At 39.2% G+C, this 16325-nt stretch carries 14 protein-coding genes, 1 other RNA gene and 1 other annotated feature; of the genes, 13 read left to right on the forward strand and 2 right to left on the reverse strand.

Going from position 1 to position 16325, the window contains the following annotated elements:
* The first annotated feature begins 27 nt into the window (after positions 1 to 27).
* Together ACFX4W_RS08875 and dtd are read left to right on the forward strand one after the other, a co-directional pair.
* Positions 28 to 2226 carry a RelA/SpoT family protein gene (locus tag ACFX4W_RS08875; protein ID WP_013059308.1) on the forward strand — a complete coding sequence of 733 codons (2199 nt, stop codon included), beginning with the start codon at positions 28 to 30 and terminating at the stop codon, positions 2224 to 2226.
* 15 nt (positions 2227 to 2241) lie between these two features.
* Positions 2242 to 2703: a D-aminoacyl-tRNA deacylase gene (gene dtd / locus ACFX4W_RS08880; protein WP_377559353.1), complete on the forward strand. Its 462-nt coding sequence runs from the start codon at positions 2242 to 2244 to the stop codon at positions 2701 to 2703.
* Here dtd and ACFX4W_RS08885 read toward each other — a convergent pair.
* A complete protein-coding gene (locus tag ACFX4W_RS08885) occupies positions 2694 to 3578 on the reverse strand; it encodes an N-acetylmuramoyl-L-alanine amidase family protein (protein WP_377559354.1) in 885 nt (294 codons plus the stop codon). The two genes, dtd and ACFX4W_RS08885, sit on opposite strands and share 10 nt — an antisense overlap.
* 166 nt (positions 3579 to 3744) lie before the next feature.
* On the opposite strand from ACFX4W_RS08885, the gene ACFX4W_RS08890 reads away from it, so the two are divergent.
* The 8 genes from ACFX4W_RS08890 (at position 3745) to pstA (ending at position 11842) form a co-directional block, all read left to right on the forward strand.
* On the forward strand, positions 3745 to 3921 hold the full coding sequence (locus tag ACFX4W_RS08890) for a hypothetical protein (protein WP_013059305.1): 177 nt from the start codon (positions 3745 to 3747) through the stop codon (positions 3919 to 3921).
* Positions 3922 to 4008: 87 nt separating this feature from the next.
* Positions 4009 to 4241: a binding site (T-box leader), on the forward strand.
* Positions 4242 to 4309: 68 nt separating this feature from the next.
* Positions 4310 to 5578 carry a histidine--tRNA ligase gene (gene hisS / locus ACFX4W_RS08895; protein WP_016765628.1) on the forward strand — a complete coding sequence of 423 codons (1269 nt, stop codon included), beginning with the start codon at positions 4310 to 4312 and terminating at the stop codon, positions 5576 to 5578.
* Between the two features lie 12 nt (positions 5579 to 5590).
* Positions 5591 to 7369, forward strand: coding sequence for an aspartate--tRNA ligase (gene aspS / locus ACFX4W_RS08900; RefSeq protein WP_043976143.1), 1779 nt, complete (start codon positions 5591 to 5593; stop codon positions 7367 to 7369).
* A gap of 119 nt (positions 7370 to 7488) precedes the next feature.
* A non-coding RNA gene (ssrS, locus tag ACFX4W_RS08905) (6S RNA) lies at positions 7489 to 7670 on the forward strand.
* A 162-nt stretch (positions 7671 to 7832) separates the two neighbouring features.
* A complete protein-coding gene (locus tag ACFX4W_RS08910; protein ID WP_043976145.1) occupies positions 7833 to 8597 on the forward strand; it encodes a tRNA threonylcarbamoyladenosine dehydratase in 765 nt (254 codons plus the stop codon).
* 422 nt (positions 8598 to 9019) lie between these two features.
* Entirely contained in the window at positions 9020 to 9904 is an 885-nt protein-coding gene (locus ACFX4W_RS08915) for a phosphate ABC transporter substrate-binding protein PstS family protein (RefSeq protein ID WP_043976147.1), read from the forward strand.
* Positions 9905 to 10028: 124 nt separating this feature from the next.
* Positions 10029 to 10916, forward strand: a complete 888-nt coding sequence (pstC, locus tag ACFX4W_RS08920) for a phosphate ABC transporter permease subunit PstC (protein ID WP_165575793.1) — start codon at positions 10029 to 10031, stop codon at positions 10914 to 10916.
* A complete protein-coding gene (gene pstA / locus ACFX4W_RS08925) occupies positions 10913 to 11842 on the forward strand; it encodes a phosphate ABC transporter permease PstA (RefSeq protein WP_377559356.1) in 930 nt (309 codons plus the stop codon). Before pstC ends, pstA begins: the two co-directional genes overlap by 4 nt.
* Positions 11843 to 11888: 46 nt before the next feature.
* Here the strand turns inward: pstA and ACFX4W_RS08930 are convergent, their stop codons facing one another.
* Entirely contained in the window at positions 11889 to 13166 is a 1278-nt protein-coding gene (locus tag ACFX4W_RS08930) for a replication-associated recombination protein A (protein WP_377559358.1), read from the reverse strand.
* Between the two features lie 226 nt (positions 13167 to 13392).
* Between ACFX4W_RS08930 and cymR the strand changes: the two genes are divergently transcribed.
* The 3 genes from cymR (at position 13393) to mnmA (ending at position 16194) form a co-directional block, all read left to right on the forward strand.
* Positions 13393 to 13809 carry a cysteine metabolism transcriptional regulator CymR gene (cymR, locus tag ACFX4W_RS08935; protein WP_013059297.1) on the forward strand — a complete coding sequence of 139 codons (417 nt, stop codon included), beginning with the start codon at positions 13393 to 13395 and terminating at the stop codon, positions 13807 to 13809.
* A gap of 23 nt (positions 13810 to 13832) precedes the next feature.
* On the forward strand, positions 13833 to 14975 hold the full coding sequence (locus ACFX4W_RS08940; RefSeq protein ID WP_025750574.1) for a cysteine desulfurase family protein: 1143 nt from the start codon (positions 13833 to 13835) through the stop codon (positions 14973 to 14975).
* 106 nt (positions 14976 to 15081) lie between these two features.
* Complete coding sequence (mnmA, locus tag ACFX4W_RS08945; protein WP_043976151.1) at positions 15082 to 16194, forward strand: tRNA 2-thiouridine(34) synthase MnmA; 1113 nt, start codon at positions 15082 to 15084, stop codon at positions 16192 to 16194.
* Positions 16195 to 16325 lie beyond the last annotated feature (131 nt).

Raw genomic sequence — 16325 nt, forward strand, 5'->3', positions numbered from 1 at the left:
AAATGCTAGTTGATAAAAGGTGATTTCATGGCAAATGAGCAAGTCCTAACAGCGGAACAGGTCATTGACAATACGAAGCGATATTTAAATGAAGAAGATGTGGCTTTTGTACAAAAAGCATATGATTTTGCAAAAGAAGCTCACAAAGAACAATATCGCAAGTCGGGTGAACCATATATTATCCACCCGATTCAAGTCGCAGGAATTTTAGTTGATCTAGATATGGATCCAGCAACAATTGCAGCTGGATTTCTACATGATGTGGTTGAAGATACAGAGATAACACTAAAAGATTTAGAAAAAGCTTTTAATGAAGAAGTAGCAATGTTAGTAGACGGCGTAACAAAACTGGGAAAAATTAAATATAAGTCTAAAGAAGAGCAGCAGGCTGAAAATCACCGCAAGATGTTTGTAGCAATGGCTCAAGATATTCGAGTCATACTGATCAAACTTGCGGATCGTCTTCATAACATGCGTACGCTAAAGCATTTACCGCAGGAAAAACAGCGACGCATTTCAAATGAAACGCTTGAAATTTTTGCTCCTCTTGCTCATCGTCTTGGTATTTCAAAAATTAAGTGGGAGCTTGAAGATACAGCTTTACGTTACTTAAATCCTCAGCAATATTATCGCATTGTAAATTTGATGAAGAAAAAGCGTGCGGAACGCGAGCAGTATTTGGCTGAAGTTATTGATGAAGTTCGAGAGCAAGTAGATGAAGTGTCGATTAAAGTTGAAATTTCAGGACGTCCAAAACATATTTATTCCATCTATCGTAAAATGGCACTGCAAAACAAGCAGTTTAATGAAATTTACGATTTACTAGCTGTGCGCATTATTGTAAATAGCATTAAAGACTGCTATGCGGTGTTAGGAATTATTCACACGTGCTGGAAGCCAATGCCGGGACGTTTCAAAGATTATATTGCAATGCCAAAGCAAAATATGTACCAGTCTCTTCATACGACGGTTATCGGACCAAAAGGTGATCCGTTAGAAGTTCAAATTCGAACGTTTGACATGCACCAAATTGCTGAGTATGGAATTGCTGCTCACTGGGCTTACAAAGAAGGAAAAACAGCTGAGCATGCTTCATTTGAAGAAAAGTTGACGTGGTTCAGAGAAATTTTAGAATTTCAAAATGACGCAAACGATGCAGAAGAATTTATGGAATCTCTAAAAGTTGATTTGTTTTCTGACATGGTTTACATTTTTACGCCAAAAGGCGACGTCATTGAGCTTCCTTCGGGTTCTGTTCCAATTGATTTTTCCTATCGTATTCATTCTGAAATCGGAAATAAAACCATTGGAGCAAAAGTCAACGGCAAGATGGTTACACTTGATTACCGTTTGAAAACGGGGGACATTATCGAAATTTTGACGTCTAAGCATTCGTATGGTCCAAGCAAGGACTGGTTAAAGCTTGCTCAAACGTCTCAAGCCAAAAATAAAATTCGCCAATTCTTTAAAAAGCAAAGCCGCGATGAAAATATTGAAAAAGGCAAAGAGCTGGTTGAAAAAGAAATTCGTCAAATGGAGTTTGACTTAAAAGAAGTATTAACAGCTGATAATATCAAACGAGTAGCGGAGAAGTTTAATTTCTCAAACGAAGATGATATGTATGCAGCTATTGGGTATAACGGATTAACTGCGGCTCAAGTAGCTAATCGTTTAACCGAGAAGTGGAGAAAGCAGCGTGATCAAGAACAAGAGATCCAAATTGATGATATTGCACGCGACACTGCAGCCAAGCGTGTTCGCCAGCATAAACGAAAAGATTCCGGGGTTATCGTACCGGGTGTAGAGAACATGCTGATTCGCTTGTCTAAATGCTGTAATCCAGTTCCTGGAGATGAGATTGTTGGTTTTATTACAAAGGGGCGAGGAGTATCTGTTCATAGAGCAGATTGTTTAAACGTTCACACAGATGATGCTGAAAGCCGCCTTATTCCTGTAGAGTGGGAAACACATATTAAAGAAGGCAAAGAGTTTAACGTGGAAATTGAAATTTCCGGATACGACCGCAGAGGCTTACTAAATGAAGTTCTGCAGGTTGTAAACGAGACTAAAACGAATATTTCAGCCGTTTCAGGAAAATCGGACCGAAACAAAATGGCTACGATTCATATGTCAATTTCTATTCATAACATCAGTCACCTTCATAAAGTGGTTGAGCGCATTAAGCAGCTTCGAGACATTTATTCAGTTCGCCGAATTATGCATTAAGAAAGGTAGTTATACATGAGAGTAGTCGTACAAAGAGCAAAGAATGCAAAAGTAACTGTTGCAGGAGAGACGGTCGGTGAGATTAAGCACGGATATATGCTTTTAGTGGGCATTACCCATGACGATACTGAAGCTGATGCAGAGTATGTAGCAGATAAAATTGTGAATTTGCGAGTGTTTGATGATGAGTCTGGCAAAATGAATTTGTCGCTTCTAGATGTAGAAGGAGAAATTTTATCGGTATCTCAATTTACGCTGTACGGAGATTGCCGAAAAGGCAGAAGACCAAACTTTATGGGAGCTGCTAGGCCAGATCATGCTGTAACGCTTTACAACTATTTTAATAAAGTATTATCAGAAAAAAATGTTCGAGTAGAGACCGGCGCATTTGGTGAAATGATGGACGTATCATTTACAAATGACGGACCGGTCACACTTATTGTAGAAAGCAAAGAAAAAACGCGGACTCACAGATGAGCCTGCGTTTTTTCTTTGCTTTGAAAGTAGTGATTTAATCCTTCAGCGATAGCGGACGTAATCATTTGCTGATAACTGATGGAATTAATATACGTTTCTTCCCTTTCGTTGCTTAAAAAGCCCAGTTCAATTAATGTACTCGGACGTGTATTTTCGCGAAGAACATAATAGTTTCCAAAACGTTCTCCTTTGTCTTTCAATTTTGCATGATTAATAAGGGACTGATGAATAGAATGTGTGAGTGGACTGTCCTGATGCTGATGGTAATAATACGTCATAAGGCCAGTTAGCTGTGAGCTGTTCGTACTGTTGTAGTGAATGCTTATAAAAGCATCTGCTTTAGTCGATTGCAGCGTGCGCTGTGAAAGTAGAAGGTACTCATCATGGGTGCGGGTTAAAATGACGTGTGCGCCTTCTTTTTGAAGTTTGTTTTGTAAAATAAGTGCTGTTCGGAGAGTGAGGTCTTTTTCATATGTGCCCTGTGTGCCGATGGCTCCTTTGTCTTTTCCACCATGGCCTGCATCAATAATAATTGTTTTGCCCTTTAGGTGCCGCAAGCTTTTACTCAGCGTATAGACAGGCTGACGCTGTGCTACCTGCATGCTAGGTTGAACGCTGCGAAGCGCTACGGTTTTCGTGAATTTTTTAAACACCCAGCCTTGAATACTCGAACTTTCTACATAATACCAATCTCCTTGACGGTCTGAAACGGATAGTCTTGTATTCTTCGTCAATTTATTTGTAATTGAAAATGAACGTCCTGGACCGCTCCGTACATGAAGAGAGTCAGCTGTTACAATAATGGGTTGATGCACCGGTACATTTGGGCGCTCAAATGAGGAAGAGCACAGTAATAAAAGGATACTTGCAGCCAAAACAGATACAGACTTCATGTTTAGATGGCGAATAGATAGACCTCCTTTTTATAACAAAATAGAGTATTCGATGAAAATAAAAAAAATCCTTTCTCTTATGTAAAAACATCTTTTTTGGGCAATGCTAATAAAAGGATAAGTAAGTGTAGGCAGGGAGGAAGAAACGATGAAGTTTAGTGAAAAAGGTGAACAATCATTTCAGCAGGTAAATCCGGTATTTGGCATTCATTTTCATGATTTTATTGACAGAGAAAGTGAAGCTTCATCCCTTGAATTGGCTTCTGAATTTGGTTTAACGCTTCGAGATATTCAGAAACTAAGAAAACAATTAGACCGCTCTTAACATGAAAGGTGCTTGACAACTGCTCATTTCATTCGTAATATAGAAAGCAATTGCTAAATTAAAATGAATGTATAACATTTTTATATTGATAAGCCAAAGATCGAGAAAAGTAGTAAAGATGACACATGGCTAGAGAGGAAATGTCTTAGGCTGAAAGCATTTCTACATGATGACTTTATGAAAGAACACTCAGGAGGCTTCACTCTGAAAAGGGAAACTTAGTAGGAGATGAACGTGTTCGTGCGTTAACGAAATGAGTGGAAACATGTCATATGTTTCAATTAGGGTGGTACCACGTGAGATTAACTCTCGTCCCTACTATGGAAAAATAGTAGAGGCGAGAGTTTTTTTGTATTGTAAATTTTAAAAATAGGAGGCATATCACGTTATGTCAGTTCAAATACCTAGAGGCACACAAGATATTTTACCGGGCAAAGTAGAATATTGGCAGTTTGTTGAACAGCGAGCAAGAGAGATCTGCCGTGCGTTCAACTACCAAGAAATTCGTACACCAATGTTTGAACACACTGAATTATTTTTGCGCGGAGTGGGAGAAACAACAGATATCGTGCAAAAAGAAATGTACACATTTAAAGATCGAGGTGACCGCAGCTTAACGCTTCGCCCAGAAGGAACAGCTGCAGTTGGACGATCATTTGTTTCAAATAAAATGTTTGGAAATCCAACGCAGCCAACCAAACTGTTTTATATTGGCCCTATGTTTCGCTATGAACGACCTCAAGCGGGACGTTTCCGTCAATTCGTTCAGTTTGGCGTAGAAGCATTAGGAGTAAATGATCCAGCTATTGATGCTGAAGTTCTTGCCCTGTTAATGAGCTTTTACCAATCGCTTGGATTAAAAAAATTAAAGTTGGTTGTTAACAGTTTAGGAGATACAGAAAGTCGTCAAGCTCACCGTCAAGCGCTTATCGACCACTTTGCACCTCGCATTGGAGAGTTTTGCAGCGACTGCCAAAGCAGATTGGAGAAAAATCCTCTTCGTATTTTAGACTGTAAAAAAGATCGTGACCATGAACTGATGGCTACAGCGCCGTCTATTCTTGATTATTTAAACGACTATTCAAAAGAATATTTTGAAAAAGTACAGCAGTACTTAACCGATTTAGACATTGACTATGTTGTAGATCCGACGCTGGTACGCGGGTTAGATTATTATAATCACACAGCATTTGAACTAATGAGTGAAGCAGAAGGATTTGGCGCCATTACAACTCTTTGTGGCGGAGGCCGTTATAATGGGCTGATTCAAGAAATCGGCGGACCTGAAACACCGGGTATCGGATTCGCTTTAAGTATCGAACGCTTATTATCTGCATTGGAAGCAGAAGGAATTGAGCTTCCGGTAGAAACAGGCGTAGATTGCTATGTAGTAACCATGGGCGATGAAGCAAAAGAAAAATCCGTTTCAATTGTAAATACGCTTCGACGCGCAGGCTTTGTAGCCGATAAAGATTATCAAGATAAAAAAATGAAAGCTCAGTTCAAAGCAGCTGATCGTGTACAAGCAAAATTTGTTGTTGTTCTAGGTGAAGATGAGCTAGCAAAACAAGTTGTAAATGTAAAGAATATGGAATCTGGCGAACAGCAAGAAGTATCAATTGATCAATTGGTCAGCTATTTGCAAAAACAAGTATAAGGGGGAACCATGATGACAAAACGTTCATACTACTGTGGAGATGTAACAGAACAAGCAACTGGCGAAACAGTTCTATTAAAAGGATGGGTTCAAAAACGCCGTGATTTAGGGGGATTAATCTTTATTGATTTACGCGACCGCGGCGGAGTTGTACAGGTTGTATTTAATCCTGAAAAATCTGCTGAAGCGCTAAAAATTGCTGAAGATGTACGTAATGAATTCGTACTGGAAGTGCAAGGAACTGTTGTAGCTCGTGAAGAGGGAACCGTTAACTCGAACTTAAAAACAGGTAAAATTGAAGTTCACGCTGAGCAGATTACGGTATTAAACAAAGCCAAAACACCTCCTTTTGCCATTGCAGATCAAACGGAAGTATCAGAAGATGTTCGATTAAAATATCGTTATTTAGACCTTCGACGTTCTGAGATGTTTAACACGCTTAAAATGCGCAATGACATTACAAAAACAATTCGTGACTTCTTGGATCAAAATGACTTTTTAGATGTTGAAACACCTATTTTAACGAAAAGTACGCCAGAAGGCGCACGTGATTATCTTGTGCCAAGCCGCGTGCACGAAGGGGAGTTTTATGCTCTTCCTCAATCACCGCAAATCTTTAAGCAGCTGCTAATGGTAAGCGGAGTTGAGCGTTATTATCAAATCGCTCGCTGCTTCCGCGATGAAGACTTGCGTGCAGATCGTCAGCCTGAATTTACTCAAATCGATATTGAAACATCATTTTTATCTCAAGAGGACATCATGACAATGACGGAAGAAATGATGTCTAAAGTAATGAAGCGAGTAAAAGATTTAGATATAACGACGCCTTTCCCGCGCATGTCATATGATGAAGCGATGAGTCGCTACGGTTCAGATAAGCCGGATACACGTTTTGAAATGGAGCTAGTCAACTTATCAGAGCTTGTGAAAGACTGCGGGTTCAAAGTATTTAGCGCAGCAGTTGAAAACGGCGGAGAAGTAAAAGCAATTAACGTGAAAGGTGGCGCTTCTAGCTATTCACGTAAAGATATCGATGCTCTAACAGAGTTCGTGAAAATTTACGGTGCTAAAGGGTTAGCATGGCTGAAAGTTGAAGCTGACGGCTTAAAAGGACCGATCGCAAAATTCTTCAATGAAGATGAGCAAAAGCAATTTGCTGAAGCTCTTCAAACGGAAGAAGGAGATTTACTTTTATTTGTAGCTGATAAAAAGTCAGTTGTAGCAGATGCACTTGGCGCTCTTCGTCTAAAGCTTGCAAAAGAACAAGGAATTATTGATGAAACGAAATTTAACTTCCTATGGGTAACAGATTGGCCTCTTCTTGAGCATGATGAAGAAGACAACCGTTACTACGCGGCTCATCATCCATTCACAATGCCAGTTCGTGAAGATTTACCAATGTTAGAAAGCGATCCTGGACAAGTCCGTGCACAAGCATATGACTTAGTATTGAATGGTTACGAACTTGGCGGAGGATCTTTACGTATTTACGAGCGTGATATTCAAGAAAAAATGTTTAAAACGCTTGGATTTACATTAGAAGAAGCATATGAGCAGTTCGGTTTCTTACTTGAAGCATTTGAATACGGTACTCCTCCTCACGGCGGAATTGCATTAGGTCTTGATCGTTTGGTTATGCTTCTAGCAGGACGCACAAACTTGCGTGATACAATTGCCTTCCCTAAAACAGCAAGTGCAAGCTGTCTATTAACAAACGCACCTGGTGAAGTAAGTGAAGCGCAATTAGACGAGCTGCATTTGCAGGTGAAAAAGCAAAAAACAGAAGCGTAATCGATTGAACCGTCTGTTAAATCGAGCCTGTCACTGGAACGTGACAGGCTCGATTTTTTTTGTTTTACTTATTAATTGCAAAGTGATTTTTTCTGTGATAAGATACTTTCAAGAACTAAATAGTCCTGATGTGTTCGTCCTTAATCCAGTTTTGACCGAACAATTTTTTGCTTGGGAGCTCGGAGTTTTTAACGAGCGTACATGCCTCATCTCGAGGACTTACAATGGTTAAAGCAGAGCACCCACCTGCCGAGAGCGGGTTCAAAACGAAGGCACTCGAGACGGCACGATCGGGACTAGCATACATATAAAAAATCCTCTATGTAATTATTTGCATAGAGTTTTTTTATGGATAAATAACGAATGCTCATGTTCGTTTTGCTAAAAATATGATATAGTCAATTTCGTTGTTTATTTGAATTAATCATACACGTTGGTGTATTTAATAGAGGAGTGTTTTAACATGTTGCATCAGTTTTCGCGTAATGAACTGGCGATAGGAAAAGAAGGGCTAGCTACTTTAAAAGGCAGCACAGTTGCTATTTTAGGGATAGGAGGAGTAGGGTCGTTTTCTGCTGAGGCTTTGGCTCGGTCAGGAGTAGGGCGTTTAATTCTTGTAGATAAAGACGATGTTGATATTACAAACGTAAATCGTCAAATTCACGCGCTGCTTTCTACGGTAGGTCAGCCCAAGACAGAATTAATGAAACAGCGTATTTTGGATATTAACCCAGAATGTGACGTCGTTTCTCTTCAAATGTTTTATACGGAAGAAACGTATGAAGAGTTCTTTAGTTACAAACCGGACTTCGTAGTGGATGCATCCGATACGATTTCGTATAAAATTCATTTAATGAAAGAATGTTTAAAACGTGATATTCCGATTATTTCAAGTATGGGTGCTGCGAATAAAATGGATCCAACACGTTTCAAAATTGCAGACATTTCAAAGACACATACAGATCCGATTGCAAAAGTGGTTCGTACTCGTCTGCGTAAAGAAGGAATTCGCAAAGGAATTAACGTCGTTTTTTCTGATGAACGTCCAATCGTTATTCGCGAAGAAGTTCGCAAAGAAGTAGGAAACGATCAAGCGCAAATTCGCAAAGCGAAAATGCCCCCATCTTCTAATGCTTTTGTTCCATCTGTAGCAGGATTAATTATGGGCGGCCATGTTATCAATGAATTATTAAGTGATATTAAGATTCGCCGCGTAGGTGATGAATAAAAAGAAGGCTATCGCAGCCTTCTTTTTTTTATGGAAATATCTGTTCTATTTATGCTTTGGATGGAATCTTCTGTTTGATATGTATAAAAAGTACTAATAAATTGAAAAATATGGCTTGATGGTGAATTTACACTGTATTAAAAAAAGAGATTTATGTAAATTTATTTAACGCTTTATTTACATAAAATTTACGTTTTGGCTTTCTTTCTTTTATATCTTCTACAGCAATATTCAGAAAGTCTTATGTATCAAGGGTTTTGATAGAAATAAGAAAAAATAAACCCCAAATAAGTAAGTTTACAGTAACTTAAAATTCACTTCATATAAAGACAACAATCTACTCGTATAATGTGTCTTGTACCTGTTGTTCGAGTACAAAGGACTAGTACTAATTACACATATATTTATTGGAGGGTAATGTAATGAAAACAAAGGGTTTTAAAGTAACATTAGCAGCTTTTTTAATGGTAGGAGCACTAGCAGCATGTGGTAAAGACGGAGCAAGCAACGACAGTGGTTCGGGCAGCAAAGAAGAAGTTTCAGGTACGTTAACAGCGGCGGGATCTACAGCTTTACAACCACTTGCAGAAGAAGCAGCCAATGGAATTACTGAAAAATATCCAAACCTTTCAGTAACGGTACAAGGTGGAGGTAGTGGAACGGGTGTTAACCAAGTAGCATCAGGAGCAGTTGACATTGGAAACTCTGACGTTCCAGCAGCCGATAAAATCGAAGATAAATCAAAAGCAGATAAACTTGTCGATACGAAAGTAGCGGGCATTGGGTTCGCACTTGTTGTAAATAAAGATGTAAAAGTAGAATCGTTAACAAAAGAGCAAATTCAAAAGATTTTCTCTGGTGAAATTAAAAACTGGAAAGAAGTTGGCGGAAACGACGAGAAAATTAACGTAATCAACCGTCCAGCATCATCTGGTACACGTGCTACATTCGAGAAAACATTAATGGGTGACGCAAAAGTAAATGACAGCGTTGGTACAGCTCAAGATTCAAACGGAGCGGTTGAGCAATCAGTAAACTCAACGCCAGGAGCAGTAAGTTACCTTGCTATGTCGTATTTAATTGGCGATAAAAAAGAAAGTTTAAAAATGCTTAATATTGATGGTGTAGAGCCAACAACAGAAAACATTGTTTCTAAAAAATATCCGTTTTGGTCTTATGAGTACATGATTACAAACGGTGAGCCAAAAGATGGTGCAAAAGAGTACATTGACTACGTAGCTGGTAAAGACTTTGCTAAGCAAGTAAAAGATATGGGATATATCCCAATGACTGAGTTCAAAAAATAAGAGTGTTTTTAAAAAGAATAGGGCTGACTAACACAGTCAGTCTTATTCTATTTGAATGTTTATAAAGTATATAGCGAATAAAAAGAAAAGCGAATATATACTGAATATGTAAGGAGACAGAGCGATGAAGGGGAAAAAATCCATTAATTATGTAAAAAGCGAATACATTGGCCGTACGCTTTCTACATTTTGCGGTATTTTAATTGTACTTGTTACGTTAGCTATTATCGTATTTATTTGTGAAAAAGGCATACAGTCATTTTTACAGAGTAATATATCAATCGGTGAAATGTTGACTTCAACAAAATGGAGTCCAAACAATAAAGAATACGGTGCACTTGTGTTTATTCTAGGTTCCATGCTTGTATCAATCGGAGCCGTTATTATAAGTGCTCCAATTGGAATTGCTATCGCCATTTTTAACAACTATATTTCGCCTAAATTTGGTTCAACGGTTTTACGACCCGTTTTAGAACTCTTAGTAGGAGTTCCTTCAGTGGTATACGGTCTTTTAGGGGTTACAATTTTAGTGCCGCTTCTTCGCGATAACTTCGGCGGAGTGGGCTTTAGTTTGATTGCCGGAATTATTGTCTTAAGCGTCATGATTCTTCCGACAATTGCAAGTATTGCTGACGATGCAATTCGAAGCGTAGCACCTGAATATTTAGAAGCTTCTTATGGACTAGGTTCAACAAGATGGCAGGCAATTAGCCGAGTCATTATTCCATCTGCTAAAACAGGTATTTTAACAGGTATCGTGTTAGGGCTTGCCCGCGCATTCGGAGAAGCGCTAGCTGTTCAAATGGTTATCGGAAACACGGTTAAGATTCCTGAAAGCTTATATAGCCCAACGGCAACATTAACAGGTATTTTAACAATGGATATGTCTAATACGTTAAACGGAACGGCATGGAATAACGCACTGTGGACGTTAGCCATGATTTTACTGCTTATTTCTTTCGTGTTCATTTTAATTATCCGAGCAATTGGGAAACGAGGTGCTCATCAATGAGAAACAAAAATGCACGCACAGTAAATAATATATGGACAGGTATTTTTTATGGCATTGCCGCTCTAGTTGTGTTGCTATTAGTGTATTTAGTTGTTGAAATTATCGCTAAAGGTTGGGGATTTTGGGATCCGAACTTTTTATTTGGAAAGCCAAGCAATACGATGGCAGGAGGCGGTATCGGACCCCAACTGTTTAACTCGTTCTACATGCTTGTTTTAACGCTGATCATTTCTATTCCTCTTGGTTTAGGAGCCGGAATTTACTTAGCGGAGTACGCGAAGCAAGGTCGTTTCTTAAATTTCGTCCGCTTATGTATCGAAACAATGGCGTCATTACCGTCCATTGTAGTTGGTTTATTTGGATTATTAATTTTTGTCACATTTTCAGGCTGGGGCTATACGCTTATCGGCGGAGCACTTGTGATTACAATTTTAAATTTACCGGGTTTAACACGCGTATGTGAAAGTGCGATTGCATCTGTTCCTGCGAGTGTAAAAGAAGCGAGTTTAGGGTTGGGTGCGACTAAATGGCAAACAATTGTCAAAGTCGTCATTCCATCAGCGATTCAACAAATTATCACAGGCGTTATTTTAACAGCGGGCCGAATCTTTGGAGAGGCAGCTGCGTTGATTTATACGGCTGGCTTAACGACGCCGATGTTAAATTCAAATGCTGACTTAACGAGTACTGTAAACCCGTTTAATATTTTTCGACCAGCAGAGACGCTTGCCGTTCACATTTGGAAATTAAACTCTGAAGGAATCGTACCTGATGCAAGATTGATTGCAACAAAGTCAGCTGCTATTTTAATCATTATGGTTCTGTTGTTTAACATAATTGCTCGTTTAGTCGCTAAACTTTTAGACAGCTACTTTAAAGGTTCAACAAAAACGAAAAAACGCAAAGACGTTAAAAGTGCAGCTTAATAGATAAAGACAAAAAAGAAAATGGCTTTGAAACTGAGCAACAGTTTCAGCCATTTTCTTTTTTTAATGTCTCTAAACGATTGAAAACTTTTGAAAAGTATTTTTCTTGTCCATTTTGTTTAGGATGAAAATATTGTTTGTTTTTGATGCGATCCGGTAAATACTGTTGAAGGACCCATCCGTTATCAAAATCATGCGGGTATTGATATTCAACGCCTCGGCCAAGGTTCTCTGCTCCTTTGTAATGAGCATCCTTCAAATGAGGGGGAACGTCGCCGGAAAGCCCTTTTTTAATATCGCTTATCGCTTCATCTAATGCTTTGTAAGCAGCGTTGGACTTCGGTGATAGACAAAGCTCAATAACGGCGTTTGCAAGCGGGATACGTGCTTCTGGGAGTCCTAATCGCTCAGTTGCTTGAATAGCTGCGAGAGTTCTCATGCCGGCATCCGGATCAGCTAGTCCAATGTCTTCATAGGCAATGACTAAAAGGCGACGATTGATGCTGATCAAGTCTCCTGCTTCAATTAGCCGTCCCAAATAATGAAGAGCGGCATTTACGTCGCTGCCGCGAATCGATTTTTGAAAAGCCGATAATACATCATAGTGAGCGTCACCATTTTTATCATGTGAAAAATATTTTTGCTGCAGACATTCTTCTGCCGTTTGTAAGGTAATAACGATTTTACCATCGCTGTCACCTGTTGATAAAACAGCCAGTTCCAGAGCATTCAAAGCCGAGCGCACGTCACCGTTACAGCTGTTGGCAAAGTGGTTCATGGCGTCATCTTCTACGATAATTTTTCTATCCCCAAATCCGTTTGATGAGTCGTTGAGCGCCCTTGTTAGCGCCATTTTGATATCATCTGGCGTAAGAGATTTTAATTCGAAGATTTGGCATCTGCTTCGAATAGCAGGATTAATTGCGTGATAAGGATTGCTTGTTGTCGCTCCGATTAGAATGATCATGCCGTTTTCTAAGTAAGGAAGCAAAAAGTCTTGCTTAGCTTTGTCAAGGCGATGAACTTCATCTAACAGGAGAATTACTTTGCCTGACATTTTGGCTTCTTCGGCGACAATTTCCATATCCTTTTTATTGTTTACAACGGCATTCAACTGACGAAACGCCGTGTTGGTTGTTTTTGCAATAGCCGTGGCAATTGTTGTTTTTCCAACGCCTGGAGGTCCATATAAAATCATCGAGCTTAAGTGATTTGCTTTTACCATTCGATAAATCATTTTATCTTTGCCAACTAAATGCTGCTGTCCGATAACGTCATCTAAATGAGTCGGACGCATTCGAAATGCGAGAGGTTTTGTAGCCATGTTTTTCTCCTTTCTTTTGTTTCACTGTATCACAAGCGGTGAATAGGTGGTGGAAATTTATCTTATAGGCATAGTATGTTATAATATCAACAGTTACATTTGCAAGAAATGCATATAGAGAAGTTCATATAGCTTAGTAAAAAACGACTCATCACAGCATTCAGTGACAACGTGAGGGTCTTATTTTTTTCATAAATAAAAAAAGTGTATTGAAGGAGTGTATCGTATGAAAATTTCAACAAAAGGACGCTACGGTTTAACGATTATGATTGAGCTTGCGAAGCGCTTTGGCGAAGGTCCTATCTCGCTTAAAACTATTGCTCAAACGCATGACTTATCTGAACATTATTTAGAGCAGCTTATTTCACCGCTGCGTAACGCTGGGCTTGTAAAAAGCGTGCGCGGAGCTTATGGAGGTTACATCTTAGCACATGAACCTGCTAACATTACTTCTGGTGATATTATTTCTGTTTTAGAAGGTCCTATTAGTCCTGTAGAAGGAATTGAAGATGAAGAGCCTGCAAAACGCGAGCTGTGGATTCGTATTCGAGATGCGGTTAAAGAAGTGCTAGATAGTACAACGCTTGAAGATTTAGCAAATCATTCTGATGATGATCAAGCGTCTTATATGTTTTATATTTAATAATGAGCTAGGAGGCGTTTATTTTGGAACGTATTTATGTTGATCATGCAGCAACGTCTCCAATACATCCAGCAGTCGTTGAGAAAATGACGACTTTTATGCATGAGTACTTTGGAAATCCGTCTAGTATTCATCACTACGGGCGGGAAAGTCGACGCTATTTAGACGAAGCTCGCCAAACGATTGCAGCAAGTATTGGAGCACACGAAAATGAACTGATTTTTACAAGTGGTGGGACAGAAGCAGATAATATGGCACTGATCGGAGTAGCTCTTGCAAACCGCCATAAAGGAAATCATATTATTACCACGCAAATTGAACACCACGCTGTGCTTCATACGTGTGAATATTTAGAAACACAGGGCTTTGAAGTGACTTACTTACCAGTTAATGAGTACGGACAAGTATCTGTGGATGAAATAAAATCAGCCCTAACCGATCAAACAATTCTTGTGTCGGTGATGTTTGGAAATAATGAAGTAGGTGCTATTCAGCCAATTGGAGAAATTGGAGTTCTATTAAAAGAGCATGGAGCATATTTCCACACGGATGCAGTGCAAGCTTATGGATTAATTCCGTTAAATGTGCAACAATTAGGTGTCGATCTTTTATCCGTTTCTGCTCATAAAATTAACGGACCAAAAGGGATGGGCTTTTTATATGCAGCTGCTCATGTTTCACTGTCTCCTTTGCTATTTGGAGGAGAACAAGAGCGCAAACGACGAGCTGGAACTGAGAACATGACAAGTATTGTCGGGTTTGAAGAAGCTGTGAAAATTTCGCAACAAACGCTGCAAACACGTGCAGATGAATATAGAAGATACAAAGAAATAATGGTAGCTGTGTTGAAAGAAGAAGGTATTTCATTTGAAATTAACGGACATCTTGAAAATTCTCTGCCACATGTGTTAAATTTATCATTTCCAAAAACAAATGTTGAATCGATGCTCGTGAATTTAGACTTAGCAGGAATTGCGGCATCGAGCGGTTCAGCTTGCACAGCGGGAGCAATCGATCCTTCTCATGTGCTTGTTGCTATGTTTGGAAAAGGTTCTGAACGTTTAACAACTTCTATTCGATTTAGCTTTGGCTTAGGAAACTCAGCTGAGCAAATTGAAAAAACCGCACGTCAAACAGCAAACATCGTTAAGCGACTAACGATGTAAATAGCAGCCATCAGTAGGGTCTTCATCCCTCACTGATGGTTTGTGTCGTTTCTTTCGCTTTTTAGCGAACAATTTAATTAAAATGAAGAAAACGGAGGTGGCGAAGTTGACAAAATCACCTAAAGATACACGTGTAGTAGTCGGAATGAGCGGAGGCGTTGATTCATCCGTAGCAGCTCTTTTATTAAAACAACAAGGATACGATGTGATCGGAATCTTTATGAAGAACTGGGACGATACGGATGAAAACGGCGTTTGTACTGCGACTGAAGATTATAACGATGTTATTCGCGTATGTAATCAAATTGGTATTCCCTACTATGCAGTCAACTTTGAAAAACAATATTGGGATAAAGTATTTACCTACTTTTTAGAGGAATATAAAGCAGGTCGTACACCGAATCCTGATGTAATGTGTAATAAAGAAATTAAATTCAAAGCCTTTTTAGAGCATGCAATGACGCTAGGAGCAGATTATCTAGCGACAGGACATTATGCACGCGTTGCGTACCGCGACGGGGAGTATAAAATGCTTAGAGGCGTAGATGGAAATAAAGATCAAACGTATTTCTTAAATCAATTAGGACAAGATCAGCTTTCAAAAGTAATGTTCCCGATTGGTGAAATTGAGAAATCAAAAGTGCGTGAAATTGCGAAAGAAGCAGGCCTTGCTACAGCAACGAAAAAAGACAGCACAGGTATTTGCTTTATCGGTGAACGCAACTTCAAAGAATTTTTAAGTCAGTATCTTCCTGCTCAGCCAGGTGTAATGCAAACGCTTGACGGCGAAGTAAAAGGCAAGCACGACGGTCTTATGTACTACACGATTGGTCAACGCCACGGTTTAGGTATTGGAGGCAGCGGTGAACCTTGGTTTGTAGTCGGAAAAGATTTAGAAAAAAATGTTTTATACGTCGATCAAGGCTTTCACAATGAGCTTCTTTATTCTACATCTCTTACAGCAACCAATGTCAGCTGGGTAAGCGAACGTGACTGGTCGTCACCAATGACGTGCACAGCAAAATTCCGCTATCGTCAAACTGATTCAGCAGTAACCGTTGAAAAAGTCGATGATGATACAATTAAGGTTATTTTTGCTGAACCTGTTCGCGCAATTACGCCAGGTCAAGCAGTTGTGTTTTACAAAGACGATGAATGTCTTGGCGGAGCAACAATTGACAAAGTATTTCAAGAAGAAGAGCAAATCTGGTACGTATAATTCATATAAGCAAGAACGAAAAACCTCGGCCGTATATAGCTGAGGTTTTTCTATGATATACTTTACTTACTGGGTAAACTAATAACTTACATATTGTAGATTTTCATGATGTGAAAATCTCTTAAATCATA

Source organism: Priestia sp. YIM B13489, from assembly GCF_042787645.1.
GTDB classification, from domain to species: Bacteria; Bacillota; Bacilli; order Bacillales; family Bacillaceae_H; genus Priestia; species Priestia megaterium.